The organism is Aerococcus viridans (genome assembly GCF_001543285.1).
GTDB lineage: Bacteria > Bacillota > Bacilli > Lactobacillales > Aerococcaceae > Aerococcus > Aerococcus viridans.
This window is the reverse complement of sequence record NZ_CP014164.1, coordinates 657196-682696: the sequence shown is the minus strand read 5'-3', so window position 1 is coordinate 682696 and position 25501 is coordinate 657196. Positions and strand designations below refer to the sequence as shown.

27 protein-coding genes and 1 other annotated feature are annotated in these 25501 nt (G+C 38.2%); of the genes, 6 read left to right on the top strand and 21 right to left on the bottom strand.

The features are described from left to right. The first annotated feature begins 208 nt into the window (after positions 1–208). Complete coding sequence (locus tag AWM76_RS03340; RefSeq protein WP_003141363.1) at positions 209–661, top strand: GNAT family N-acetyltransferase; 453 nt, start codon at positions 209–211, stop codon at positions 659–661. Positions 662–869: 208 nt separating this feature from the next. On the opposite strand, the gene yghU is transcribed toward AWM76_RS03340, so the two are convergent. Beyond that, positions 870–1670 carry a glutathione-dependent disulfide-bond oxidoreductase gene (gene yghU, locus AWM76_RS03335; protein ID WP_003141365.1) on the bottom strand — a complete coding sequence of 267 codons (801 nt, stop codon included), beginning with the start codon at positions 1668–1670 and terminating at the stop codon, positions 870–872. 159 nt (positions 1671–1829) lie between these two features. On the opposite strand from yghU, the gene ndk reads away from it, so the two are divergent. Further along, positions 1830–2243, top strand: coding sequence for a nucleoside-diphosphate kinase (gene ndk, locus AWM76_RS03330; RefSeq protein WP_003141366.1), 414 nt, complete (start codon positions 1830–1832; stop codon positions 2241–2243). A gap of 93 nt (positions 2244–2336) precedes the next feature. Here ndk and AWM76_RS03325 read toward each other — a convergent pair whose 3' ends face one another. The 6 genes from AWM76_RS03325 to yjbM form a co-directional block, all read right to left on the bottom strand. Continuing rightward, positions 2337–2825 carry a redoxin family protein gene (locus AWM76_RS03325; RefSeq protein ID WP_003141369.1) on the bottom strand — a complete coding sequence of 163 codons (489 nt, stop codon included), beginning with the start codon at positions 2823–2825 and terminating at the stop codon, positions 2337–2339. Positions 2826–2867: 42 nt separating this feature from the next. After that, complete coding sequence (gene metA, locus AWM76_RS03320; protein ID WP_039934806.1) at positions 2868–3803, bottom strand: homoserine O-acetyltransferase MetA; 936 nt, start codon at positions 3801–3803, stop codon at positions 2868–2870. Between the two features lie 107 nt (positions 3804–3910). Further along, positions 3911–4143: a binding site (T-box leader), on the bottom strand. A 116-nt stretch (positions 4144–4259) separates the two neighbouring features. Continuing rightward, positions 4260–5621 carry a magnesium transporter gene (mgtE, locus tag AWM76_RS03315; protein ID WP_039934818.1) on the bottom strand — a complete coding sequence of 454 codons (1362 nt, stop codon included), beginning with the start codon at positions 5619–5621 and terminating at the stop codon, positions 4260–4262. Positions 5622–5797: 176 nt separating this feature from the next. Beyond that, positions 5798–6679, bottom strand: coding sequence for an RluA family pseudouridine synthase (locus AWM76_RS03310; RefSeq protein WP_039934821.1), 882 nt, complete (start codon positions 6677–6679; stop codon positions 5798–5800). A gap of 83 nt (positions 6680–6762) precedes the next feature. Continuing rightward, positions 6763–7602: an NAD kinase gene (locus tag AWM76_RS03305; RefSeq protein WP_003141377.1), complete on the bottom strand. Its 840-nt coding sequence runs from the start codon at positions 7600–7602 to the stop codon at positions 6763–6765. A 92-nt stretch (positions 7603–7694) separates the two neighbouring features. Further along, positions 7695–8396, bottom strand: a complete 702-nt coding sequence (yjbM, locus tag AWM76_RS03300) for a GTP diphosphokinase (RefSeq protein WP_039934810.1) — start codon at positions 8394–8396, stop codon at positions 7695–7697. 208 nt (positions 8397–8604) lie between these two features. Between yjbM and AWM76_RS03295 the strand changes: the two genes are divergently transcribed. Then, positions 8605–9195: a CYTH domain-containing protein gene (locus AWM76_RS03295; protein WP_003141380.1), complete on the top strand. Its 591-nt coding sequence runs from the start codon at positions 8605–8607 to the stop codon at positions 9193–9195. Positions 9196–9409: 214 nt separating this feature from the next. Then, positions 9410–10105 carry a DsbA family protein gene (locus AWM76_RS03290; protein ID WP_003141382.1) on the top strand — a complete coding sequence of 232 codons (696 nt, stop codon included), beginning with the start codon at positions 9410–9412 and terminating at the stop codon, positions 10103–10105. Between the two features lie 122 nt (positions 10106–10227). On the opposite strand, the gene pepF is transcribed toward AWM76_RS03290, so the two are convergent. From pepF to trpS, 4 genes are all read right to left on the bottom strand, one after another. Continuing rightward, entirely contained in the window at positions 10228–12024 is a 1797-nt protein-coding gene (gene pepF / locus AWM76_RS03285; RefSeq protein ID WP_039934813.1) for an oligoendopeptidase F, read from the bottom strand. Positions 12025–12092: 68 nt separating this feature from the next. Next, on the bottom strand, positions 12093–13190 hold the full coding sequence (locus tag AWM76_RS03280) for a competence protein CoiA (RefSeq protein WP_003141386.1): 1098 nt from the start codon (positions 13188–13190) through the stop codon (positions 12093–12095). Between the two features lie 288 nt (positions 13191–13478). After that, on the bottom strand, positions 13479–13652 hold the full coding sequence (locus AWM76_RS10810; protein WP_003141387.1) for a hypothetical protein: 174 nt from the start codon (positions 13650–13652) through the stop codon (positions 13479–13481). A gap of 333 nt (positions 13653–13985) precedes the next feature. After that, the gene (trpS, locus tag AWM76_RS03275; protein WP_003141388.1) at positions 13986–14981 is read right to left on the bottom strand and encodes a tryptophan--tRNA ligase; all 996 of its coding nucleotides are present in this window, start codon (positions 14979–14981) and stop codon (positions 13986–13988) included. A gap of 214 nt (positions 14982–15195) precedes the next feature. Between trpS and spxA the strand changes: the two genes are divergently transcribed. Together spxA and AWM76_RS03265 are read left to right on the top strand one after the other, a co-directional pair. Then, the gene (spxA, locus tag AWM76_RS03270; protein WP_003141389.1) at positions 15196–15612 is read left to right on the top strand and encodes a transcriptional regulator SpxA; all 417 of its coding nucleotides are present in this window, start codon (positions 15196–15198) and stop codon (positions 15610–15612) included. A 129-nt stretch (positions 15613–15741) separates the two neighbouring features. Then, on the top strand, positions 15742–16443 hold the full coding sequence (locus AWM76_RS03265) for an adaptor protein MecA (RefSeq protein WP_003141390.1): 702 nt from the start codon (positions 15742–15744) through the stop codon (positions 16441–16443). 127 nt (positions 16444–16570) lie between these two features. Here the strand turns inward: AWM76_RS03265 and AWM76_RS03260 are convergent, their stop codons facing one another. From AWM76_RS03260 to infC, 10 genes are all read right to left on the bottom strand, one after another. Next, complete coding sequence (locus AWM76_RS03260) at positions 16571–17593, bottom strand: lipoate--protein ligase (RefSeq protein WP_003141391.1); 1023 nt, start codon at positions 17591–17593, stop codon at positions 16571–16573. A 58-nt stretch (positions 17594–17651) separates the two neighbouring features. Continuing rightward, a complete protein-coding gene (locus tag AWM76_RS03255) occupies positions 17652–18188 on the bottom strand; it encodes a GNAT family N-acetyltransferase (protein ID WP_003141392.1) in 537 nt (178 codons plus the stop codon). Between the two features lie 544 nt (positions 18189–18732). Then, positions 18733–20058, bottom strand: coding sequence for an ISL3 family transposase (locus AWM76_RS03250; RefSeq protein WP_060779308.1), 1326 nt, complete (start codon positions 20056–20058; stop codon positions 18733–18735). Between the two features lie 214 nt (positions 20059–20272). Continuing rightward, positions 20273–21187 carry a MetQ/NlpA family ABC transporter substrate-binding protein gene (locus AWM76_RS03245; protein ID WP_003142024.1) on the bottom strand — a complete coding sequence of 305 codons (915 nt, stop codon included), beginning with the start codon at positions 21185–21187 and terminating at the stop codon, positions 20273–20275. Positions 21188–21220: 33 nt separating this feature from the next. Beyond that, positions 21221–22135, bottom strand: a complete 915-nt coding sequence (locus AWM76_RS03240; protein WP_003142022.1) for a MetQ/NlpA family ABC transporter substrate-binding protein — start codon at positions 22133–22135, stop codon at positions 21221–21223. A gap of 38 nt (positions 22136–22173) precedes the next feature. Then, positions 22174–22854 carry a methionine ABC transporter permease gene (locus AWM76_RS03235; protein WP_378105895.1) on the bottom strand — a complete coding sequence of 227 codons (681 nt, stop codon included), beginning with the start codon at positions 22852–22854 and terminating at the stop codon, positions 22174–22176. Then, the gene (locus AWM76_RS03230) at positions 22851–23924 is read right to left on the bottom strand and encodes a methionine ABC transporter ATP-binding protein (RefSeq protein ID WP_003142019.1); all 1074 of its coding nucleotides are present in this window, start codon (positions 23922–23924) and stop codon (positions 22851–22853) included. The genes AWM76_RS03235 and AWM76_RS03230 overlap by 4 nt, the downstream gene beginning before the upstream one ends. A 337-nt stretch (positions 23925–24261) precedes the next feature. After that, positions 24262–24621 (bottom strand): 50S ribosomal protein L20, encoded by a 360-nt coding sequence (gene rplT / locus AWM76_RS03225; protein WP_003142018.1) that lies wholly within the window; start codon positions 24619–24621, stop codon positions 24262–24264. A gap of 53 nt (positions 24622–24674) precedes the next feature. After that, entirely contained in the window at positions 24675–24875 is a 201-nt protein-coding gene (gene rpmI / locus AWM76_RS03220; RefSeq protein WP_003142016.1) for a 50S ribosomal protein L35, read from the bottom strand. Positions 24876–24900: 25 nt separating this feature from the next. After that, positions 24901–25422, bottom strand: a complete 522-nt coding sequence (infC, locus tag AWM76_RS03215; protein ID WP_081453827.1) for a translation initiation factor IF-3 — start codon at positions 25420–25422, stop codon at positions 24901–24903. Between the last annotated feature and the right edge of the window lie 79 nt (positions 25423–25501).

Genomic DNA, 25501 nt, shown 5'->3' with positions numbered 1-25501 from the left:
TATTATTGATTATGTCTTTCTGATTTGTTAGGCATGTGATTTATATAGCGCACTAAGCTAATCACACCTCCTAAAATATGCCTTTCTATAATACCACAGACATCAAGTAATTTAAAATTGCAAAACACAAAATAATTATCACCGCTTATGTTATAATGAATCTATCATTTTTAGTACTAAATTCATTTTTTATTGAAGGAGAAATGGCATGAAGACCGTTTGGACCAATGATATCAATTCAGAACCCTACAGGGACGCTTTAAAAGTTAGAAAAGAAGTCTTCGTAGACGAACAAGGCATCGATATTGACGAAGAAATCGATAAATACGAAGCAGATTGCTTACATATGGTTGGCTACAATAGCGATAATGAACCCGTTTATACAGCGCGGTTACTCGCCTTAACACCGAATGCAGCCAAATTACAACGTGTAGCAATTGCTCAAAAATATCGGGGCCAAGGACTAGGACGTGAGTTGATGGCCGTTGTTGAAGCGAAGGCATTAGAGGAACATTTCTCACAAATTATTTTAGGTGCCCAAGAGCATGTAACAGGTTTCTACGAAGCGCTTGGCTATAAAAACATGGAGACACCGAAATATATGGACGCAGGCATCATGCATGTCGACATGGAAAAAAGTATCGGTCACGTCAACGAATGACTGCTAGACTAAAATAATCATTAAAAGCTGCACCCCTTTTGCTAATAAACAGGTGCAGCTTTTAATGATTATGGCTATGCGAATCTTCCGTCCAATCGGCCGCCATATTGAGGACTTGATTGCGGGCACTCAAGTAAAATTTGTATAATAACAAAACCCTGTAAAGTCAGATTTCGGTCTAACGATACAGGGTTTTTTCGTGTATATTTTACGCTTGGTCTAATGGTTTGTATTCTGCTGTCAAACCACGTTGAACTGCTGGACGCTCGTTGATTTTGTTGGCCCATTCAACCACGTTTTTGTATGATTCAGCATCCAAGAATTCTTTAGATCCTTCATATAATTCACCAAGGACTAAACGGCCATACCATGACCAGATTGCGATATCCGCAATCGTATATTCATCACCCGCGATAAAGTCGCGCTCAGCCAATGTTTGATCTAGTAAATCTAAATGACGTTTGGTTTCCATTGTAAAACGGTCAATTGGGTATTTTAATTTTTCAGGTGCGTAGCTAAAAAAGTGACCAAAACCACCACCAACATAAGGACCAGCACCAATTTGCCAGAATAACCAGTTCAAGGTTTCTGTACGCCCGTGGATATCTGTAGGGATTAAATGACCAAATTTTTCAGCTAAATAAAGTAGAATTGAACCTGATTCAAAAACGTTCAAGGCAGGTTCTTGACTTTGGTCTACTAAAGCTGGAATTTTAGAGTTTGGATTGATTTCAACAAAATCTGAACCAAATTGATCCCCGTTTCCAATATGAATTAAGAATAGGTCATATTCAGTATTTGACACGCCCAAGTCTTTTAATTCTTCTAGTAGAATGGTAATTTTAATCCCGTTTGGTGTACCCAAAGAATACAACTGTAAATCAGCCTCTCCAACAGGTAGTGTTTGTTCAAAACGGCTACCTGCAGTTGGACGGTTACCACCTAGATTCTTGATTTCTTCAGCTTCATTTTCCCATGTCCATACATTTGGTACAATATACTCGCTCATTTAATCGCTCCTTTTTAATCCTTACTTGCTTACCTAAATATACCACTGCCCATGTAGTAAAGTTAAATCATTCGCTCATTGAAAGGGTTAAAAATTCGTAAATTACTGGTAAATTTCAGGGAGTTACTTATAATAGTAAATTAAAGGAGGCTTTTTATTATGCCTGAACAAAAAACTTTTATTATGTTGAAACCAGATGTCTTAAAACGCGGCTTGATGGGTGCCATTATCTCGCGTATCGAAGATCAAAATTATTTTATTGAGCGCGCCCAGGTCATGGAATTAGATAAACAAATGGTGGCCCACCACTATGCCCACTTATTGAATGAGGATTTTTACCCTGAGCTTGAATCTTATATGCTTTCTGGCCCGGTCTTTGCTATGGTGGTTACCGGCGATAACGTCATTGATGGGATGCGGAAAATCATAGGTGCAACCGACCCACGCGATGCAGCGCCTCATACCATTCGCGCTGATTTCGCCAGAAATGTGACTGAAAATGCCATTCACGGTTCAGACACAGAAGAAAATGCAGCCATTGAAATTACCCGTTTCTTCAATTCTTACGAATAGTAAATACACAAAAAGAGCCTACAACAGCCTACAATCCCCATTATTATATTGGGCATTAGCAAGTTGGTGAGTGCTCTTTTTTCAAATCATCATTTAAATCAACTGGTCAGCGGCAGCAAGTACGGCATCATAATTGGGTTCGTCCCGCATGTCCGCAACGATTTCGATATATTGGATTTGATTGGCGTCATCTACCAATAGGACGGTCCGCGCCAGTTTACCATTCTCCACCATTTCAAGTCCTGAGGCTTTGGCAAAATGGCCCGCCTGGTCAGAAAGGTAGGTCATGTCGACATTGTTGACCTGGCACCAGTTAGTAATATCTGCAGGGTCGTTGAAAGAAATGGTCAAAATCGGATAATTCTTTTCTTTAGCTAACGCTGCGAAACGGTTGGTTTGAATGTCACAAGTCTTGGTATTGATGTCTGGGACAATGGAAATAACGGTTAACCCTTTGATATAGTTGCCCAATTGGACCACTTCTTTATCGCGGTTGTATAGATCAACTAAGGGTAATCGGTCGCCTTTTTGTAAGGGTTCACCTGCTAAATGAATGATTTGGTCACCTCTTTTGATTTGCATAATTTTTCTCCTTGATTTTAATTAGAAAAACGATTAAGCGTTCTATTTACCTTGCCAAGAGTCACTAATTTGTTCAATGACAAATGGCGTTACTTGGTAAACATAGTAGTTTAACCAGTTGGCATAAATAGTATTGGCTGCTGTCCGCCACTTCAATTTCGGCGTCTTCTCTGGGTTATTGCCAGGATAGTAGTTGACTGGCAGTTCAATTGGCTTTCCAGCTTCAACGTCACGCTTATATTCCTTGCCTAAGGTTTCGGCATCGTATTCCGCATGGCCGAAGATAAATACAAAACGCGAATCAGTGGACTGAGCGATTGAAACCCCTGTTTCTTCTGAACCAGCTAGAATTTCTAAGTCCGGTGACTGTTCAAAAGATTCAGTTGGCACAGTCGTGTGGCGAGAATGTGGCATATAGAAAAGTTCATCCATACCACGTACTAAAGATACCTTTTTATCTCTCAATTCTTGCTCGTAAATACCAAATAGTTTTTTGTCTAACGGTTTTTTACCAATCCCGTAATGGTGGTAAAGGGCTGCTTGGGCGCCCCAACAAATATGTAAGGTTGAGAAAACATGATTATTTGACCATTCCATAATGGACACTAATTCGTCCCAGTAATTCACTTTCTCAAAATCTAGGTGCTCAACCGGCGCGCCAGTAATGATCATCCCGTCAAAGTAGCGGTCCTTAATTTGGTCAAAGGTCCGGTAGAATTCTTTTAGATGGTTTTCTGAAATATGCGCCGCTTGGTGTGACTGCATATGGATAAAGGTCACGTTCACTTGCAGTGGTGAGTTACTTAATAACCGCAGCAACTGCTCCTCCGTCGCTTCTTTAGTCGGCATTAAATTTACAATAACCACTTCTAAAGTACGAAAGTCCTGCATGGTTGCACGACGTTCATCCATAACAAAAATATTCTCTTGAGTTAATTTTTGTAATGCTGGTAAATCTTGAACAACTTTAATTGGCATTGATATTCCCTCCATATTATCACCCTAGCTTCATCAAGCTAGCTAAGCGATTCTTCCCTCATCATCTTCATTTACATAAAAAAAGTCCTTATAATACAACACAGTATTATAAGGACGTCTGAAACGTGGTACCACCTTACTTTGCGAACACTCGGCTCGCCTCATTCGTACAATCATACGAAGATAGGTTATCGACTATCAATCGCAAGTGCTAAAGGTAAGTACATTCTACACTCGTCACTCCCAGACCATTTTCAAAGGAAATACTTACACCTACTCCCACCATCCGTAGATTCTCTGAGCAAAGATTTCCATTTACTTATCTTTTCAATGTGATTCATTTTTATGTTTATCATCAAGTTCTTATATTTCTATAAGCAAATATTAAAACAATCTACTCAAACTGTCAACCGTTACCGGTTATCCCTATTACTTATTTGTGATATCCAATGGCATTTACGCTAAAAATTGTAGGAATTGTGAGGCGATTGAAAAATAAATCAATACTGACGTTAAATCGGATAGGGTTGTAATAAAGGGTCCTGATGCAACCGCAGGGTCAAACCCAAGCTTGTCCATCAAAATAGGAATCAATGATCCAGCTAAGTTAGCCACTGTAATAGCTGCTAACATAGAGACACCAATTACCCCACCTAATACAAAATTACTTTGCCAGATACCGACGACCGTCATGATGACTAATCCTGTCACGGCACCCGCAATTAATCCTGTCATAATTTCCCGTAAAATCATTGACACCATAGTAGAGGCATCATCTTCTGGTGTTGCCAATTTACGAACCGCAACCGCTAAGGACTGTGTCCCCGCATTCCCTGAAGTACCCGTAATTAATGTAATAAATAAGGATAAAGTCGCTACTTCAGCAATCATATCTTCATATTGGCTGATCAAAGTAGAAGTGCCCATTCCAAGAAATAGCAAGGTAATCAACCATGGCAAACGTGATTTCGCTGAATTCCAAGGTGATGAATATTGCTCGTCCACGTCTACCCCGGCCAAACCAGAGTAGTCTTGCATGGCTTCATCATTCAAGACATCGATAACGTCATCGACGGTTACGATACCAATCAGTTCCCCTGTTTCTTCAACAACGGGTACCGCTAGGAAATCGTAGTCTTGAATGGTACGGGCAACATTGATTTGGTCTTCGTTAACATCTACTGAAACGACACGGTCAGACATCAATTCATTGATCATGACATTCCCGTCATTAACAATCAGATCACGCAAGGATAGTACCCCGACTAAACGATTGTCATCATCTACCACGTATAAGTAGTAAATGGTTTCAGCATTTGAGGCCTTGGCACGCAACATGGTCATGGCTGACTTAACAGTTTGATTGGTAGTAATCGATACGAATTCAGTGGTCATAATCGACCCAACTGTTTCGTCCGCATAATGCATCAAGACTTTAATATCATCTGCTGCCGCTTTTGGCATCAGACGCATGTATGTCCGCACTTTTTCAACGTCTAACTCGTTTAAAATATCCACGGCATTATCGGTATACATGTATGAAAGTACGTCCGCAGCGTATTTATCGTCCATATCATATAGGAAGGTTAAAATACGGTCGTGATCGTCTTCATCGATAATATCGTAAACTTCAGCTAGTTCTTGCGGCGCTAAATAATCGTGCAATTTCACCCGCTCAGCTGGATCCAAAGTCAGGTAAATCTGTGCTTGATCATATGTATGGTTTTTGAAGAATTCTTCTCTAAACCGGTCTCGGTCATTATGATGCAGTGCCTCTATAATACTTTCATAGATTTCCTCATCAGTAGGCTGACTCATCTCAAACATTTCCACTTCTTCGTTTTCTGTTTCTCGATTATCTAAGACTTGTTTATTTTCATCGCGACTCATATTCTCACCCCTATGTCATTTTTGATAAGTTGTAATTTTGATTGAGGCTGTAACAAAGCTGCCACACCTTCTATTTTAACACATGCCAACCATTGTAATATAACCTATATGTCAAAGCAAGCAGAAATATCTTCCGGCAAGGGTGCCTGGATTTCAATCATTTCACCGGTAAATTGGTGTTTAAATTTTAGGGACCGACAATGCAAGGCTTGTCTTTGAATGCCATGGTCCATTTGACCACCATACAAATCGTCTCCAATAAGTGGCGCACCATTAAAAGCAAAATGCACCCGGATTTGATGGGTGCGTCCAGTATGTAACTGTACTTTATAGACTTTTAAGGCGCCCACTTGTTCAGCTAACCAATACTCAGTTAAAGCTGATTGGCCTGATTCGTGAACCCGTCGTTCAATGATTGACCGCGGACTTCTAGCAATCGGATCATCAATAAAACCATGGTTAAAGTCAGATACTCTTTTATCCGAAATAGCTAGATAGGTCTTTTCGATGCCTTTTTGCTGCATTTGCTGGTCAATTAAGCCATGCGCAAAAGCGTGCTTCGCAAATAACATGACCCCACTCGTATCCCGGTCCAACCGTGTCACCACATGGATGACCTGGTTGTCATAATCCTGCCGCTGGTAATAGGCCTTTAAAATATTAGCCATGGACCCCTGCGGATTGTATTGGGACGGAATAGAGGTGTAGCCAGCCGGTTTGTTGACGGCGATGTAATGGTCATCTTCAAACAAAATATCAATCGGCAGGTGAATGGCCTCGATAATTTCTTGTTTCCCCTCATTCGGCAAAATGACCGTCACTTTATCGCCGACGGTCAATTGGTGACGGACATTCTCTTCTTGTCCGTTTACTAAAATTTGCCCTCCATGAAACTTGATTCGGGACAATAGTCGCCTAGAAATTCCCTTGTGTTTCAAAAAGGTACGCGTTAACAAAGCTTCATCGGCTTGCCATTCGAATACCATCATAAAAATTGTCGACCTTTCATTTATGCTAATTAACCTATTACTTTAATCTTTTGCTTTTTTAAATAGTAAATGCTGAAAAACTACTTTTCTTCCTTTGTGAGCTTGCGCTTTGGATAGTCATTGATTCCGATAAATGAGTTTTCTACTCTATCCCAGAAGTGCATGTGTCGGTAACGGGCAAAATGCACGCGTTCCTTGGCTACACGGTAAGTAATTTTTTCAACATCATTCAATGGCATATTCAAGTGGTCTAAAGACAAGAATACGCCAGTCATGGCATGCGCTTTGACCGGTTTTAAGACGATCCACTCATCTTTAGCGATTAATAAGGGACTGGCTAAAGACCGGTATACTCGGTTATTAATTGAGGCAATCTCCGTCATTTGAATGGTATCTAAACGCGGGTGGACAACGGCCCCACCTAAGGATTTATTTAACCCTGTTGAACCAGTTGGCGTTGAAATACACAAGCCGTCTCCTTTAAAGAATTCAAATTTTTCTTCTTTAATGAAAATCTCGCAAGTCATTGTCCCCTCATACCGTCTAATGGCAGACTCATTCAAAGCAATGTGCTGGACCACTTGGCCATCACTGTATTCAATTTCGACTTCTAGTAAGGGATAAGACACACTTTCACCTGAATCATTACTTAAGGCTGCAAGGAACTCAGGCAATTCACTCTCTAGCCAATCTGTATAAAAACCTAAGTGCCCCGTATGTAAACCAACAAAACGAACAGAGTCTAACTGGTCCGCATAAGTATGGAAGGTTTTTAGCAAGGTACCATCTCCACCAACGGAAATAGCTAATTCAGGATTTACATCATCCAATTCAAAGCCTGAGCTTGCACAAGATGCATAAATCATATCGCGAATTTTTTTAGAACTTTCAGTGTCACTGTATCGTACTGCCACTCTCATCTACATACCCTCCACAATTGATTTAGTCACCGTTACATTTACATCTTCATGCCCATTGCAACTTGATCCGAATATTTTCATCAATCATCAAATTATAATGGGCGTTTATGTTTGTCTTCTATTTGATTTTCTACTGGATTAGGTGATTTTGTCTTCTTTCTACTATTTGACCCAGTCGTTTGAAAATACTTCTGGGCTTCCTTAATTTCTTCACGAATTTCAGACATTTCCTCGTCTAAACGAAAGGCTGCTTCAGCTGCTCTTTCAAGCCGTTGATGCAATTCTAATGGATAATCGCCCGCATACTTGTAATTCAATGAGTGCTCAATCGTCGCCCAAAAGTTCATCGCTAAAGTCCGCACTTGTATTTCAACAAGAATCGAATCGGTCCCCGTAATTCTTTCAATCGGATAAGCAATGACAATATGGTATGAACGATACCCACTTGCCTTCTTATGACTAATATAATCACGTTCAACAATAATGTCAAAATCTTCACGCTGATGAAGGATTTCAACGATTTGATAAATATCTTCCACAAACTGACACATGATGCGAATACCACCGATATCTTCAATCACGGTTTCAATATTATGTGCGTTTAGGTCTGATACCTCTCTAAATTCTGCTTTTCTTAAAATACTGTCAGGTCTCTTTACCCGGCCAGTAACAAATTCGATTGGCGAATGAAGATTTGCTTCTTCAAATTCCGTACGAATACCCTTAAATTTAACTTTTAACTCCTCGACAGCCTGTCGATACGGCGCAAGAAAACTATGCCAATCTTCCACCATCTGGTCACCCACTTTATTTAATCTACTTGCATACACATCCTGTATATTCTATCACAAAAACCATTGATTTATAATAATAAACGCAAAGATAGCAAGTTATCTTTGTCCTTTTATTCGTCTAAAATGCATGGTGCCGCCAACCCCTTTTATTGTAAAAGTTATGTAAATCTTGATATACTTAAAGCGAATATAGAAAAGAGGCGGTCCAATGGCAGAACACTTAGAAATAGAATACAAAAATGTTTTAAGTCAAGCAGAGTACCAGGAGTTGTTTAACCATTATAATTTCGCGGAAACTGCCCCCTTAACCCAAGACAATATCTATTTTGATACTAAAGATCATGAATTGCGCAAACGACATATTGGTTTACGTGTGCGTATAACGGATACTTATGTCCATTTAACAATGAAACAACCTGTTAAAGATCATCAGAAATTGGAAACAACTGAAAAATTGACCCTTATCGATGGTGAATCTATCAAAGAATCTGGACGAATAAGCCATGGCGGTAAGGTTGCTGATTTCTTAGCAACAATTGATATTGCACTTGATGACTTAGTCATCATCGGGCAATTTAAAACTATCAGACACCAACAAGTGGTTGAAGGTCAAGTTATGGTGTTGGACCACTGTTTCTTCCAAGACTACGAGGATTTTGAACTTGAAGTTGAAACAAACAATCCAGAAACTGGCCTCGTTTTTTATCAAAATTTATTGCAAAAATTTCAAATTCCACAACGGCCAATTAAACAAAAAATCGTGCGTATGAATCAATCAAATCCTGATCCCTTAAGCTAAATTCAGTTATGCTGTCAATCTTTTACCTATAAGAAGATAAAGAAATTCTCTTAGCCGAAACAAATAGATTGCAGTTTTAAAGTTAGCCTGTTAGAATTGGGGAATAGTTCAAAAATCGATGTGATTAGATAGTTTGTTAAAACTAATCAATAGACAAGTTAAATAAATTAAAGTAAATTTGATCGTTTTAAAAATATGAGTAAAGGAGTAGAGTATGGCACAAAAGATCGTTCAAACGAATAGCAGTAAAAAAATCACACCAGATGCCTGTAAGCATAAACACGTGTTTGAAGTTTTTTTATTTGTTAATCCGTTCGGTGACACCTGTCTAAACTGCGAAGAAGAAGTGTTGAAGTTTGTACAACAAACGGATAAAAAAGTTTATTTCCGTTTTATCACAACATCAGATATGCAGACCTTTAATAACTACATCAAGGCACTAGATAAACCTTTATCTTTAGCTGACCGTAACAGCTTGTATCTCGCACATCAAGAAGTCTGTAAGGGCTACAAGGCTGCTCTACTACAGGGGAAGAAAGTTGGCCGTGAATACTTGATGAAGATTCAAGATTACTTCGGTCGCCAAGGCAACCCTTACTCACACGAAAAAATGCTAGAAATCGCGCAATCTAAGCGTCTCGATACGGACATGTGGTTGCAGGATTTTCATTCAGACCTTACACAAGAAGGCATTGTTGCTGATGCTAAGTTGGCTCGCCAAATGCAAATTTCAGCTAACCCTACTGTTGTTGTATTTGATAATATCAACTACAAATATGGCTTCAAACTTGAAGAAAATATCACTCTTGAAAACTTAGAATACCTAACTGATCAAATGATGATACCTTCTGAGGAAGCTATGGATCAAGAAATGAATCAAAAGCCAATTTTAACTTGTATTAAAAAATAAAATATATCCAAAAGAGGTCGGAAAATTCCGACCTCTTTTTCGTCTCGTCATCTAGGGAGTGAATCTCCAAATAGCGATTTAAAAAGGACTGCAGTGAATGCTACAGCCCCTTCAATCTATTTCTATTTGTTTAATAAGCCTTTTAATTCAGCTAATCTTTGCTCGAATTGGGCAAAGGTTTCTTCGATATAAGTGGCATTGGTCATATCAATACCCGCTTTTTGCATAACATTAATTGGGAAATCGGATGAACCTGATTTCAAGTAATTTAAGTACTTGTCAACGGCACCATCTTCACCTTCTACTATACGTTTAGCCAATGTGTTGGCAGCAGAGAATCCTGTTGCATATTGGTAAACATAGTAGTTCATGTAGAAGTGAGGGATACGAGACCATTCTAAAGCGATTGTTTTATCCTCTCCGATTGACGGACCATAGTAGGCTTTGTTTAATTCGAAGTAGTTTTCGCTAAGGAAGTCTGCTGTTAAAGGTTGCCCGTTTGCATCAGATTCGTGCATGAATTTTTCAAATTCAGCAAACTGAGTTTGACGGAAGATTGTGCCTTTTACGCCATCAAGATAATGATTCAAGATATAGATTTGTGCATCCTTATCATCAATCGTATCCAATAAATATGAAGTTAATAAGTTTTCGTTTGTCGTAGAGGCAATTTCTGCTACGAAAATTGAGTAGTCACCATATACGTATGGTTGGTTACTTCTAGTGTAATAAGAGTGCATTGAGTGACCTAACTCATGAACTAGCGTATACAAGTCATTCAACGAATCTTGCCAGTTTAGCAAGATATATGGGTTGGTATCATAAGCACCTGACGAGTATGCGCCTGAACGCTTACCTTCATTTTCGTAAACATCGATCCATTTCTCGTCAAAAGCTTTGGCCAAGTCTTTCAAGTATTGGTCACCTAAAGGCGCTAAAGCTTTAAAGGTAATCTCTTTAGCTTCTTCGTAAGTAAATTTCACCGGTGCATCACCTGTTAATGGTGTATACATATCCCACATTTGTAAGTCATCAAGACCTAGCATGTCTTTTCTTAAGGCAACATATTCATGTAATAGATTTGTATTCTTTCTTACAGTATCTACTAATGTGTCATAAACACTTTCTGGAATATTGTTGTTGTCTAAAGCTTTTTGACGTGCTGAATCGTAGTGACGAATTTTAGCCGTATAATTATGCCCTTTAATGTTACCTGACATCAATGAAGCATTGGTATTTTTAACCCCTTCATAAGTTGCATAAAGTTGTTTAAAGGCATTTTCTCGAACAGAACGGTCTGCACTTTCTAGTAGGACACCGTATGAACCGTGAGAAAGGGTAACGTCATTGCCCTCTTCATCTTTGACTTTACCGAATTTTAAGTCGGCATTGTTTAAAAGTGAGAAAGTTGTTGAAGAGCCAGCAAAAATTTCGCTAGCACCAGCAAGTAAAGCCTCTTCATTTGGTGATAAGACATGCGCTTTCTTCGCAAATAACCCACGGAAGAAGTGACCATATTCAGCGTGGTCTTCCAATGTTTTTTGTACATCTTCAGATACTGTTAATACTTCTGGCTCAAACCAAGAAATCTTTTCACTCACTTGAGCAAGTAAGGCGCCAGCTTGACTGTTGTAAGTTAGGTACTTGTTGTCTCCTGTATCTTGGTCATGTTTTAAATGTGCATAAACATAAAGGGTTTCCAATTCACGACTCATCGCTAATAACGCCTCTAATACGGTTACCACTTGGTCAGCACCTTGGTCTAAAGTGCCTTTATAGTCTTGAAAAGCATCCGCTTTTGCTGGGAATCCACTTAAGGCATTCTCAAAAGCTTGATCATCTGGGAAGATACTGGTTAAGTCCCATTGAAACGCACTATCCACTTCATCTCTAGGTTTTACTTCAAAAATTTTTGCCATAATATACCTCCATTTTTTTAATAGTATTTTCATTTTAACACATGAAGGTTGGTTTCTACATTAATAAGCTAGCTATTTTCGTAGTTAGCATATAGCCACATCAGCCATGAAATAATGATTTCTTTGGTAAACAATGGATGGTCAATGACAAGTTGATTATCGAATAATACATTGGCGAATTGAGCAAAATGCGTCCGCTCAAATTCAGGGTCATTCTTTTGATAAATGCCTACATAAGCTAGAATAATGGCCCAGTCAGCCACTTTTGAAAACATTGCGGTTGCCTGGTAGGTATATAAATCCGCTGGTGCTTCTTGTAAGTAAACTTGTCGTTGGTAAATGATTTCTAGAATTTTTTGTTGATTAACTGTTGGACTAACAAGAACTTTCTTAATAAACTTATCTAAATCTTTGGGGGATGGACTAATTATGGGATGGTCTTTGCCAAATAACAAACTGGTCAAAAAGTCGCCCTTTTCATAGGTGAAATGCTCATTGAAGTAGTGAATATAGCGTTCAATGGACATTCGAATTTGCTTTTGCCCTTGTCCATATAGGTTGAGTGTCAATAAAACTACTTTACCTGAGGCCTCATGCCAAAAAGGCAGATAAAATCCAAACTCGTAAGCATACCGTAAAAAGGGACGGACGGCATGCAAAGTCTTAGAGGTGGGTCCTTTGTGGTTGTGATCAAAAATGCTTTGATAAATAGATTGGTAACCTAACAACCATAGAACACGGCAATCTACAGCCTGATAATCCGCTTGGCGTTTGAAGACATCTTCAGCAGAAATGGGGGCATACTGTAATTCGATAGCTAGGTTATTACTAACCTTGAATTGCTTGGGCACATAAATATCGGCCCGCCTCACTTGATTTTTAATTGCATGCTCCATATAACCTTCTAAATCAACCGCCTTTAAATGGCCGTGAATAATCGTCTTTTGGTCAAAATGGATATCAGATTCATTCACCTTATTGTGGTCTTTAATTGCTTTAGCATAGTGGGCAAAATGAGGCCTCGTATCTTTCCCCTTCTTTAAGTAAACAGCCCCCTTACATCGGCTGCAATAATAGCTTTCTGTTGTCGGTATTTTTCTACCGTGTTCGTCAACTAGATCTACTGCAAAGACAAATGATTCGTCTTCTTTCTGTGCAAATTTCATCCCTCAGCCCCCTATCACTTAATTATATACGCTCTAAATATCCAAAAGCGTCAGACTATTTTTCAAAAAAATTTAATCAATTAAAAAACCAAGCAAGGTATGGTCCTTACTTGGCGAAATATGAGTGGTTATTTAACTTGCTTGTTCAGAGGCTAGTTTGTGGTTTAGTCGACTCTCCACGGCAATGAATAAGAGCGCTTAGTCAAAGATTTGGAAGTTCATACCTATGATAAAAGCTAATGAATTAGACCCGGTGAGGTCGTAAACATAGCCTACTAGGGTATTTGCCTAGGCAATTCCAATATTTGAAATAAAATTGATCATTGGAAAGTCTTTGGCAAAATATTGACGACCGCATATTTCATTGGCTAATAATGGCATGTCGACTGCCCCTAAAGAAAAGATGCCCCCAAATATAAAGGCCAGCAGACTACCGATAATGATAATGGCACGCCATGACACAATTGGCGTAACCTTGGTAGAAAGAGGGCTGGGACACCAATCACATTATTAACAATCCCACAAGCTTCAGCAAACATCATGGCTGTCACCACTAATACAATTCAATGTATCTTCGTTTATTCACCAATGCCAATCCCACACGTCAAAAATTAGTCCGCTATCATGATATATTAGCAAGTTTTACAAGAATTTATATACTTTATAAACTATTTGCCAAATAAACTGTTCCGGGCAATTTTCACAAAAAAACGTGGTGCTAGCCAACTTGGTTCGCTAACACCACACTATGAGAATTGTTTATTTGAATCGGTAAGTTTGATTAGCTTCATCAGCTTATCTAAATCCGATTGCTTTTTCCATGGCAGCCAGTGTTTCATTGGCTACTTCATTGGCTTTCTTGGCACCATCCGCTAAAATATCATCTAATTCAGATGAAGCCATCAATTTTGCATGACGTTCTTGCATTGGTTCAAGGACAGAAATCACGACATCTGCTAAGTCTTGTTTGAATTTACCGTAACCAGCACCTTGGTACTCAGCAACGATGTCCTCAATTGGGCGGTTGGCGAATGAAGAATAAATCGTAAGCAAGTTGGAAACGCCTGCTTTATTTTCTTTATCGTAAGAAATTTCACCAGAAGAATCTGTCATTGCAGATTTAATTTTCTTGGTAATTGTTTTTGGATCATCCAATAATGATACAAATGACTTTTTGTTTTCGTCTGATTTACTCATTTTCTTGGTTGGTTCTTGCAAGCTCATAATACGGCCACCTTCTTTAGGTGCGTAGAATTCTGGCATCGTTAGAATTGGGCTTTCTTTCTTGCCAGTATAACGGTTGTTGAAGCGTTCAACGAAGTTTCTTGTTAACTCAAGATGTTGTTTTTGATCATCCCCAACTGGTACTAAATCAGTTTGGTATAAAATAATGTCTGCTACCATTAATGGTGGATAAGTTAATAGACCTGCTGAAACAGATGATTGTTTAGCTGATTTATCTTTGAATTGTGTCATACGCTCTAGTTCTCCTAAGGCTGTATTACACTGTACAATCCAAGCAGCTTGTGCATGGGCTGGTACTTGGCTTTGAATAAAGATTGTTGCTTTTTCCGGATCAATCCCTAAAGCAATATATAAGGCAGCTAGTGAACGTGTGTTTTTACGTAACTCCTCAGGATCTTGCGCTACTGTAATGGCATGTTGGTTTACTACACAGTAATAGGCTTCAAAGTCATTTTGTAATTCAATAAATTGCTTCATAGCACCAACATAGTTACCGATTGTTGGTGTTCCACTTGGTTGTACACCAGAAAAAATACGTTTTGTCATCTAAATATCCCCTCACTTAAATTCTATTCTAGTATAGCATATTTTTACTGTCTTGTTAGTATCCGCCTTGTTCTAATGACTAGATGACACCGCTATATTAACTTATTTTTGATACGTCAAAATTGGTTAAAAAAACCATAGAAAATTCACAAACTATGTGGTATACTATATATATGTTAGTTAAGAATCGTTTTTCATAAAAGGAGAGATACACATGGTAAAATTATACATATCACCAAGTTGTACTTCATGTCGCAAAGCTCGAGCATGGTTAGAAGAACATGAAATTCCTTACACCGAAAGAAACATCTTTTCAGAACCATTAACAGAAGATGAAATCAAAGCCATCCTACGCATGACAGAGGAAGGTACTGAAGAAATCATTTCAACTCGATCAAAAGCATTCCAAGAATTAAATATTGATCTTGATGAAATTCCGTTGAACGATTTATTTGAATTAATCCAAAATAATCCTGGTTTGTTACGACGCCCCATTATTTTAGATGATAAACGTTTACAAGTTGGTTATAACGAAGATGAAATTCGTCGTTTCTTACCAAGAAGCGTTCGTAAACTTGAATTACAACAAGCGTTGGCCTCTTACGAAGAGCAAGAAGCACACGCAAATTAAATTTTAAAACAAGATAATATGATGGAAAGAGTGCAAACTTCTGTACTCTTTTTATTTTCTCAAACTAAATTACTTTAACTTTCGCATCAATTAGTTTACACTACTTATTAATAGATTGGGGTGATTACGATGGAAATGGAGTATATTAACGAAAATACTATCCGCGTGTTTATAGATACTGATGATTTAATTGAGCGAGGCATCTCGTTTATGGATATCATGAGCAATCAAAACGAAGTTGAGCATTTTTTCATGAGTATCCTTGAAGAGGTCGATGTGTCACAGAAATTTCAACACACTGAAGCGATCACTTTCCAAGTAATGCCAAAAAGAAACGGTATCGATTTGTATATCAGTAAAGGTTTTGGCGATGACAATGAAGAAGATAGTGCTTTCCAACAATTAATGGAAACAATCGGCGAGCTTGAAGATGAAGATAAAGCAAAAACAAACGAACGCCAAAACGTCTTAGATGGCTTCGCTAAACAAGAGGCAGATAAGAAGGAAAAAGCAACGAGTGCTGAAACTGAAGCGCCACGTGTTCCTAGAGAAATCACCTTAGTCTTCCGGATTTTTGAAGATTTCATAGCTTTCGCGCGTGACTTTAAGGATGAATTTGCGCAAGTAGACTTATATCTTTATAATGAATCCTACTTTGCTTTAATTAAATTTGAAGCCAACGAATTAACAGATGATGAAATTGAAGATTTAATTTCATTCGCCGAAGAATACGCTGAAGTTTCCGCATTGAATGCTGGATTAATCCGTGAACGCGGAACTGAAATTGCCAGAGGCAATGCGAGTGTCCAAATTCGCCGCGCATTCGGCTAAGACAACCTATAGTATTCATATACCAGTTAACCAGATCGGTTGGCTGGTTTTTTTTGTAGCAAAATTTGCCTTCAATAAGAAAAGGCAAGGATCCATTTGAACCCTTGCCTCTCAATTATATTTATTGTTATAGCGATGCTAGGTCAGCTAATTCTTCAGCTGTGACGTTACCAAAGTAGTTTCTAAGGTTAATGCTTTTAAAAACATCGATTAAATTTTCACGGCTATATTCTTGACCAATCAAAGCATTTTCAACGTCAGTAATTTCCCCTAAACCAAAGAAGTCACCGTAGATTTTACATGCATTAATTTTACCTTTTGAAATATTAAATTGGAATTCGATTTGGCCAGCAGGCGTTCTTTCATCTCTGATGATTTCAAAGTCCGGATTTGCTCCATAGTTCCAATCATCATTATTGGTATATTGTTGACGGAAGTCTTCAATCCATGCCCAGTCATCGTCAGTTAAGACATATTCTTGGATGTCTTCAAGATTTTCAACATCGAATATATTACGTAATAAAGCTGTTCTAAAGTCGAATATGGTCATATTTTGAGAGTTAGCATCCATATGGGGTTTGATATTGGTTACACGAGAACGGATTGATTTAACCCCTTTTGCATTTAATTTAGCGGCTTTGGGTTTCAATACTTTCGTTGTTTCGTCAATATCGACATCAAACATCAAAGTGCCATGTGCTGTCATTCGATTATTTTTAGAATACATGGCATTACCAGAGAACTTTTGATCACCGATTACAAGGTCATTACGGCCCCTAAGTTCAGCCCCTTCAACACCCATTTTGCCAAGAGATTCAATAATAGGCTCGGTAAATTTCTTAAAGTCCCTAAATGAGTTGCCGTCATCATTAGTGATGAAACAGAAGCAAATGTTCCCTAAATCGTGGTACACCGCCCCTCCACCAGAAAAACGACGGACAACGTGGACATTGTGTTCTTTCACATAAGGCTCATTAATCTCAACATGGGTATTTTGATTCTTACCAATAATAATCGAAGGTTCATTGATATAGAAAAGCAAGATGGGTTCATCTAACTTCTTCTCGTTCAATAGAAAATATTCAATCGCCAAGTTAACAGTTGGGTCAAAAATCTCTTCACCGTTACGTTCATTTTTTACATAATACATAACTTACTACCTCTCTATCCTAGACTATATTTTGATATGTTATAGCCATTATTTTAGTCTAAAATTGGGATAAGTCAAATTCATAAGTGTAGCGCGGACTACCTGATGGCATATAAAGTAAACCTGTTCTAACAAAACCGTTGCATTTCAAGGTTTTCTGCATCATGACATTGTCTGGATGGGTATCAATTCGTAATGAGGTAATGTTATTGACTATCCCCATTTTTTTGATATCTAAAAACATTTGTGAAGTGACTTTACGACCACGTAAATGTTGGGAAACCATGACCCGGTGAATCGACAAATAAGGGCCCTTTACAGTCCATTCACCTTCAGCAAGGTTTTCGTATGGTTCATCGTAAGTATCCAAGACACAGAAGCCTGCAATTCCTGTGGTATCGCGTTGCTCCCAGACAAAGCCTTGGTCATGCATAATCGCATCTAATAGATCTTCGTTGGATATCGTACCGTTTTGCCATTGATCTATATTATTCATTGCAAGTAAAGCAATCGCGTCTTCAAGCATCCCAGTTAATTGCGCCATATCGCTCTCAACTGATTCGCGAAGCGCTAATCCCATATTAATATGACTCATTCATGTCTTCTCCTAAGTTCACTTTTTACTTTGAATAAATTCAACTTATTTTATCAGATTGAATCTTTAAATCATAGATAGAATATTACTAAAAAGAGATAATGAAATAAATTTAATTTTTGCGATAATTGCCATTTAAAAAAACCATTTTCCAAAAATAATTAGCTTTTTCCTGTGCTTGCTTTGCCGCCGTATAGCTATAATTGCAAATTATTCAGCTGGTGTGCTTTGAAAGACCACTTAATATAGGCTCTTCGACATTTAATGTGGATAGCTTAATTTAAGCAAGAAACTTAAATTCATTTTATATGGATTTGAGTTTCTTTTTTATTTTATTTTAAATGAGATTTGATAAAAGAAGAACTATCTTTTTTGTCCTTTGAACTGCTGTGTACGTTCCTTAAGAGCCGTGACACCGGCGAGAGCCAAGGTCTCTCTGCCTTGATATCGAGCCAAGGTCTCGATATCATGCTTTTTCACGGCTAAGGACGTACACTTGCAGTTTTTTTCTTTGAACATAGCGAGCGGGATGTATCATGTTTATTTAATTAAGGGAAGCGGGCTTGCCCGGTTTTAAAATGAAACTAATCATCACCCTATTTCTGAAATTGAAAAAATTTCGATATCCATAGGATACACGTTTTATGACTTTGATACGATTATTTTTTCCTTCTAGACTAGCGTTTGATCTAGTCTTGTAATGGAAGGTGTTTGCGATAAACGCTATATTCTTCAATAATGTGTTCAGTGAGGTTTGCATATATTTACTGATATTTTGGTGACGTTCTGCAGTAATAGTCTCATGAAACATTTCGATATTATTTTCTTTAGAAGCCTCTAGTAAAGCTTGATATACCCAGTAATTTTCCGTTAAATCCTCATCTAAAGAAAGTAGATGATCAAGAATATCCATATCACAAACCATTTTCCCTTTAAATAAACGTTGTTTTCTATAATTTATAAAATCAACTTCGTTGAAATCCTTTAGGATAAGCTTCCAAAAACTTTTCAGCTTGCGATACTCTTTTTTATCTTCACCATTATTTCTATTTATATTGAAAGTATTCATTACTTGAACTCTCGTTTTGTTTAAAGAACGTGAAATCAATTGAATGATATGAAAACGATCAATAATTACTTTGGCGTTTGGAAACATTTCTCTAACCAAAGTCATATAAGGCGCATTCATATCAACAACAATGGTTTCAACAGCAGAGCGCTCTTTTAAACTAAATTGGCGGAAGTATTCTCTTAATTTGTATAGTTGTCGAGTGGGCAGTATACCAAGAACTTCATGAGTCTCCTCATTACTAAAAATAAAACTCATTTGATTGTCAGCTTGTTTTGTAGATTTGATCTCATCGAAGCACATGTGTTTCGCTAGTTTTGTGCGATTGCGACGAAAATAGTCATCCATAAAGCGATTAATAATTCGTCTACTAGTATTATCTGAGATACAGTGCCTACGAGCGAGATCCTTGTTTGAAATCGTATCTGCAGCCTCAACTAAAACAGATTGCTTCACTTGTTTAGCGATATGACAATTACGTGCAACCTCACTGGTATGAGCAATGAAGCGCTCATCGCATTCATGACACCAGAAGCGTTGCTTCTTAAGCTCTAGATAGGTTGGTGTATTGGATTGGCGTAACCACGTGATCCTGGACGTCATAAACCCATCTTTAACGATAGAATGGTCATTTACACAACCACATTTAGGGCAAGCCTTGGGCTTGTAGGTTAACGTGCCAGTAAAAACTTTTACATTTATTCCTTTAATATTACGCTCTTGAATCCAATTTTCTTCGTTAAATGTGATGTTAGTATCCTTAATGTTTAGTAAAAGTCTGATATTATCGTTCTGAGACATATGAATTTCCTTTCTAATTTTGGTTTAGACGCTTAAATTTTAGCATAGGAAATATTCATATGTCTTTTTGTGTTTTTATACAAAATAGGTTTGAATGATTTCTCATCCACACCAAAAGTCGGAGACCCTTAATATAAAAACGTGGAAAACAGGTAATAACCCATTTCCCACGTTTCAGGATTTCTAATCAAGCCCATATTACCAAAAAAATGAATTAGTTAGTTTGTTCTAACACCTTAGCGAATTCACCTGCAACATCGTCATTATCTGACCATGCCGGTTTGTCAGCGCCTAACGTTACTTCATCCATTACTGTGGCCGTTTCTTCAGATTGATATGCTTCCACGATTTTTTGGAAGTCTTCATTTTCTGCATCTTCAGCTCTGATAACAATCGCATTTTTGTATTGCGCACCAACATCATCTAAGTTGTCAGTATCCACAAAAATGGCATCAACAGAAGGATTCAATCCAGCATCCACTGCATAGTTGGTATTTGAAACCACCAAGTCAGCGTCCGCAAGAGATCGCGGAACCTGAGCTGCATCCACTTCAGTAATGTTTAAGTTTTTATCGTTAGCAGTAATATCACTTACTGTTGGTGATATGCCCGCAGCGTCATCTAATTCAACTAGACCAGCTAAGGCTAATAATTGTAGGGCACGACCACCATTTGTCACATCATTTGGAATGACAACTGAAGCACCATCTGCTAAATCGTCAATATTTTCAACAACATCTGAGTAGGCCCCCATTGGTGAAATGAATGTATAGCCAATCGGTTGTAAGTCAGCATTGTTTGCATTTACATAGTCAGCTAAGAAAGCTAAATGCTGGAAAGCATTTAAATCTAGTGACCCATCTGCAAGCGCATTGTTTGGGGTAGTATATTCAGAAAATTCTTCAATATTCAGTTGAATACCTTCATCTTCTAAACGACTTGCTACGTCATCCCAAACATCATGAGCTGCGGAGCCCACAACACCAATCGTATATTCAGAAGTTTCTTCTGTGTTGACTGCTTCACTTGAGGCTGCAGAATCTGATTCAGTAGCCCCACCATTACCACAAGCGGCTAAAGCAAACACTGAAGCCAATAAAGTAGCTGAAACTTTTACTTTCTTATTCATTCAATTTCCTCCTCCCAATATAAATTGAATTGCTTATTCAGCTGGTTGGCTTTGGTTTACAACTTCTTCAAAGTCACCAGCGATGTCATCGTTGTCTGTCCAAGCTGGTTGGTCAGCACCTGATGTTACTTCGTCAATTTTAGCCGCAGTTTCGTCAGATTGGTAAGCTTCTACAATTGTTTGGATGTCTTCGTTTTCGGCATCTTCAGTTTTCACAACAACAGCATTTTTGTATTGTGCACCTAATGAACCCAAGTCATCAGCATCTAAGAAAATCGCATCTTCTTCAGGTACTAAACCAGCATCGACTGCGTAGTTTGTGTTAGCAACTACTAAATCAGCATCAGCAAGCGAACGAGGTACTTGAGCGGCATCAACTTCAGTAATTTCAATGTTTTTAGGGTTAGCAGTGATGTCTTCAACGCTTGGGGTAATACCAGCAGCATCGTCAACTTCAATTACGCCTGCTAATTCTAATAGTAATAAAGCACGACCAGCGTTAGTCACGTCGTTAGGGATAACAACTGTACCACCATCAGCTAAGTCATCGATGCTTTCTAATGATTCTGAGTAAGCACCCATTGGAGAGATATAAGTATAACCAACTGGCTGTAAGTCAGCATTGTTTGATGCCACAAATTCAGCTAGGTAAGCTAAATGTTGGAAGGCATTTAAATCTAAGGAACCATCTACTAAAGCAGTGTTTGGTGTTACATAGTCAGTAAAGGTTTCAACATTTAAAGTAATGCCTTCGTCTACTAAACGTTCAGCAACGTCTTCCCACACTAAACGTTCAGTATCACCAACGACACCAACAGTGTATTCAGCTTGTTCTTCAGTTGCAGATTCAGATGCAGCTGATTCACTTTCATTACCAGTTGTACCACAAGCAGCTAAAGCAATAATTGAAGCAAAGATTGTTGCAGATAATTTAAATTTGTTATTCATTATAATTCTCCTCCAGAATTTGATTTAGTGACAGAATTTTAGTGCTCTACTTTTTTCACCAAGCGATCAGCGATAGCTTGAGAAATAAAGACAATAATTAGGATAATGATTGTAGAAATAATCGTTACATCTGTTTGGAATCGGTTATAACCACGTGTGATAGCCAAGTTACCAAGACCACCACCACCGATAGTTCCGGCCATAGCTGTTAATCCGATTACATTGATAATGGACAATGCAGATACACGGATAATACCTGGTAAGGCTTCTTTTAAGTAAACTCTGAAGACAATATCTCCAGTAGACAAACCCATTGCTTGTGCCGCTTCGATAACACCGGGGTTTACCTCAACCAAGGCATTTTGAATCTGACGGGCATAGAATGGCACAGTTGCTACGACTAATGGCACGATTGCTGCAGTTGTACCAATTGAAGTACCAGCAATTAATCTTGTGATATTCACAAGTAAAGCAATCATAATAACGAATGGAATAGACCGGAAAATATTCACAAACTTGTCTAAGACACCGTAAACGGCTGCGTTAGCTTTTAACCCTTTAGGTTGGGTTAAGACTAACCAAACACCTAGTCCAAGACCAAGAGCAAACCCAAGTCCTGCAGTCCAAAGTGTCATATAAAGTGTTTCAATTGTTGCTTCTAGAAATTCATCAGGAATGCTTGCTGCATTTGGTAAGATACTTTCGATAAAATTCATTATGCATCAACCTCCTCTTGAATATAGTGGTCGCCTTCGATTTTGTATTCTTCTAAAGTGATACCTTCGTAAATAATAAAGTCAATGGCTTCTTGTACTTTTGCATCTTCACCACTTAGGCTTAGTAGCAAGGTGCCCACTGGAATATTTTGTAAAATTTCAATATTACCGAATAAGATATTGGCTTTCACTTGGAATTGCTCTGTTAATTTAGAAATTAATGGGTCCCCAGTTGAAGCACCTGAGAAAGTCACGCGGATTACGCGGTCAGCTGGGTGAATATTCAATAATTCTGGTTTGCTTAAAACTTCTTGAATACCCTTTTCTATTGGTGACGCAGACTCGATAAAGTCTTTGGTCAATTTTTGTTGTGGGTTTCTGAAGATATTGAAAATCGTATCTTGTTCAACAACCACACCATGTTCCATTACCGCCACACGGTTACAAATTTCTTTGATAACGTGCATTTCATGAGTAATGATGACGATTGTTAAGTTTAAGCGTTCATTCAACTCTTTCAACAGTTCAAGGATTGAAGATGTTGTTTTAGGGTCTAAGGCAGAAGTCGCCTCGTCACATAATAAAACATCTGGGTCGTTAGCCAAGGCTCTCGCAATCGCTACACGTTGTTTCTGTCCGCCAGATAGTTGGCTTGGGTAAGCATCTTTACGGTCAGCTAATCCAACTAATTCTAACAACTCATGTACTTTCTGTTTTTTCTCTTCCTTAGATAATTTAGAATCCTTCAATGGGAAAAGGACATTGCCCTCAACCGTTCTCGCATTCATTAAATTAAAGTGTTGGAAGATCATCCCAATTTTCTTACGAGAAGCACGTAGTTCTGCTTCTGATAAGGCATTGATTTCTTTATCATTTACAATTACTTGCCCAGAAGTTACTGGTTGCAAGCGGTTGATGGTACGAACCAGTGTGGATTTACCCGCACCAGAGTAACCAATCACGCCAAATATTTCGCCCTCATCGATTGAAATATTGACATCTTTTACTGCATCAACGGTACCATTTGGTGTATCAAATTTTACCGCGACGTCTTTTAAGTCGATAATTGACATCTGCTTCACCTCTACATTAACTTATAAATTTTTCCTTTTGACGCTATCGCTTCATTCTATCATAAGATGACTTACTTTAGCTTAATCTTGATTGAATCCGCCACTAGGCAATAGCATTTTCTATCATCCCCTAATATTCATGATTCATTTTTTGGAACAATGGACCACAGCTATTTCTAACACATATCTTATCAAGTATTCTGTGCTTTGGATAATACGAATATTTAATAACCCTTGATAGTATAAATAGAACACCAAAACATTTTGAGTTCATAAACAAAAAAGTCCAGTAGGCACTCGCTAAAAGCTGGTGCTACGTGGACTTTGATTGTCTGATTTATTTGTTTAAAGCTGCTTTCGCTTGTTCGCAGATAGCTGCAAATGCATCAGCATCGTTAACTGCTAATTCAGCTAACATTTTACGGTTCATGTCGATGTTAGCAACTTTTAAGCCATTGATTAATGTGCTGTAGCTCATTCCATTCATACGAGCAGCTGCATTAATACGTGTAATCCATAGACGACGGAAGTCACGTTTCTTTTGACGACGGTCACGGTATGCGTAAGTGTAAGATTTCATTACAGCTTGTTTAGCTGTTTTATATAATTTAGACTTCGCACCGAAGTAACCTTTTGATAACTTAAGATATTTTTTACGACGACGACGTGTTACTGTTCCACCTTTAACTCGAGCCATTTAATTTCCTCCTTTTGGTACTGTTCAGTCCATGACTGAACGCTTAGATAATCTTATTTGTAAGTGTCCATCATTTGTGAGATACGTTTAATATCTGTTGAATGAACTGTAGTCGCTTGTTTATGTTGACGACGTTGTTTTTTAGTTTTACCGTGGAAACGGTGAGAACGTTCTGAATGACTACGTTTTAGTTTACCTGAAGCAGTCTTTTTGAAACGTTTAACTGAAGCGCGGTGAGTTTTTTGTTTTGGCATGTTTTTTCCTCCTAAAAGTGTTCAATTATTTGTCAGCAGTTGGTGCCATTTGAAGGAACATTGAACGTCCTTCCATTTTTGGTCTTTGTTCAACTTCTGCAACATCTTTAAGCTCTTCTGCAAAGCGTTCTAGCACTTCGCGACCGATTTCTTTGTGCGTAATAGCACGTCCACGGAAACGAATTGAAGCTTTCACTTTGTCACCTTTTTCAAGGAACTTGCGAGCTTGACGCAATTTTGTGTCGAAATCATTTTGTTCAATCGTAGGAGATAAACGTACTTCCTTCAGACTGACTTGTTTTTGATTTTGACGTTGTTCACGCTCTTTCCGTTGTTGCTCATAACGGTATTTACCGTAATCCATAATACGGGCAACTGGTGGTTTTGCGTTTGGTGATACTAGTACTAAGTCAAGTTCAACTTGTTCAGCTTTATCTAAAGCCTCGTCTTTACTTAACACACCTAATTGTTCACCTTCAGAATCAATTACACGAAGTTCACGTGCACGGATATTTTCATTTACGAACATATCTTTTGCGATAGTAATACACCTCCATTGATGCTGTATAAAAAGAAATTTTTCTGCAAGATTGCATATATCTGTATGAAAGAGAAATTTCACATAG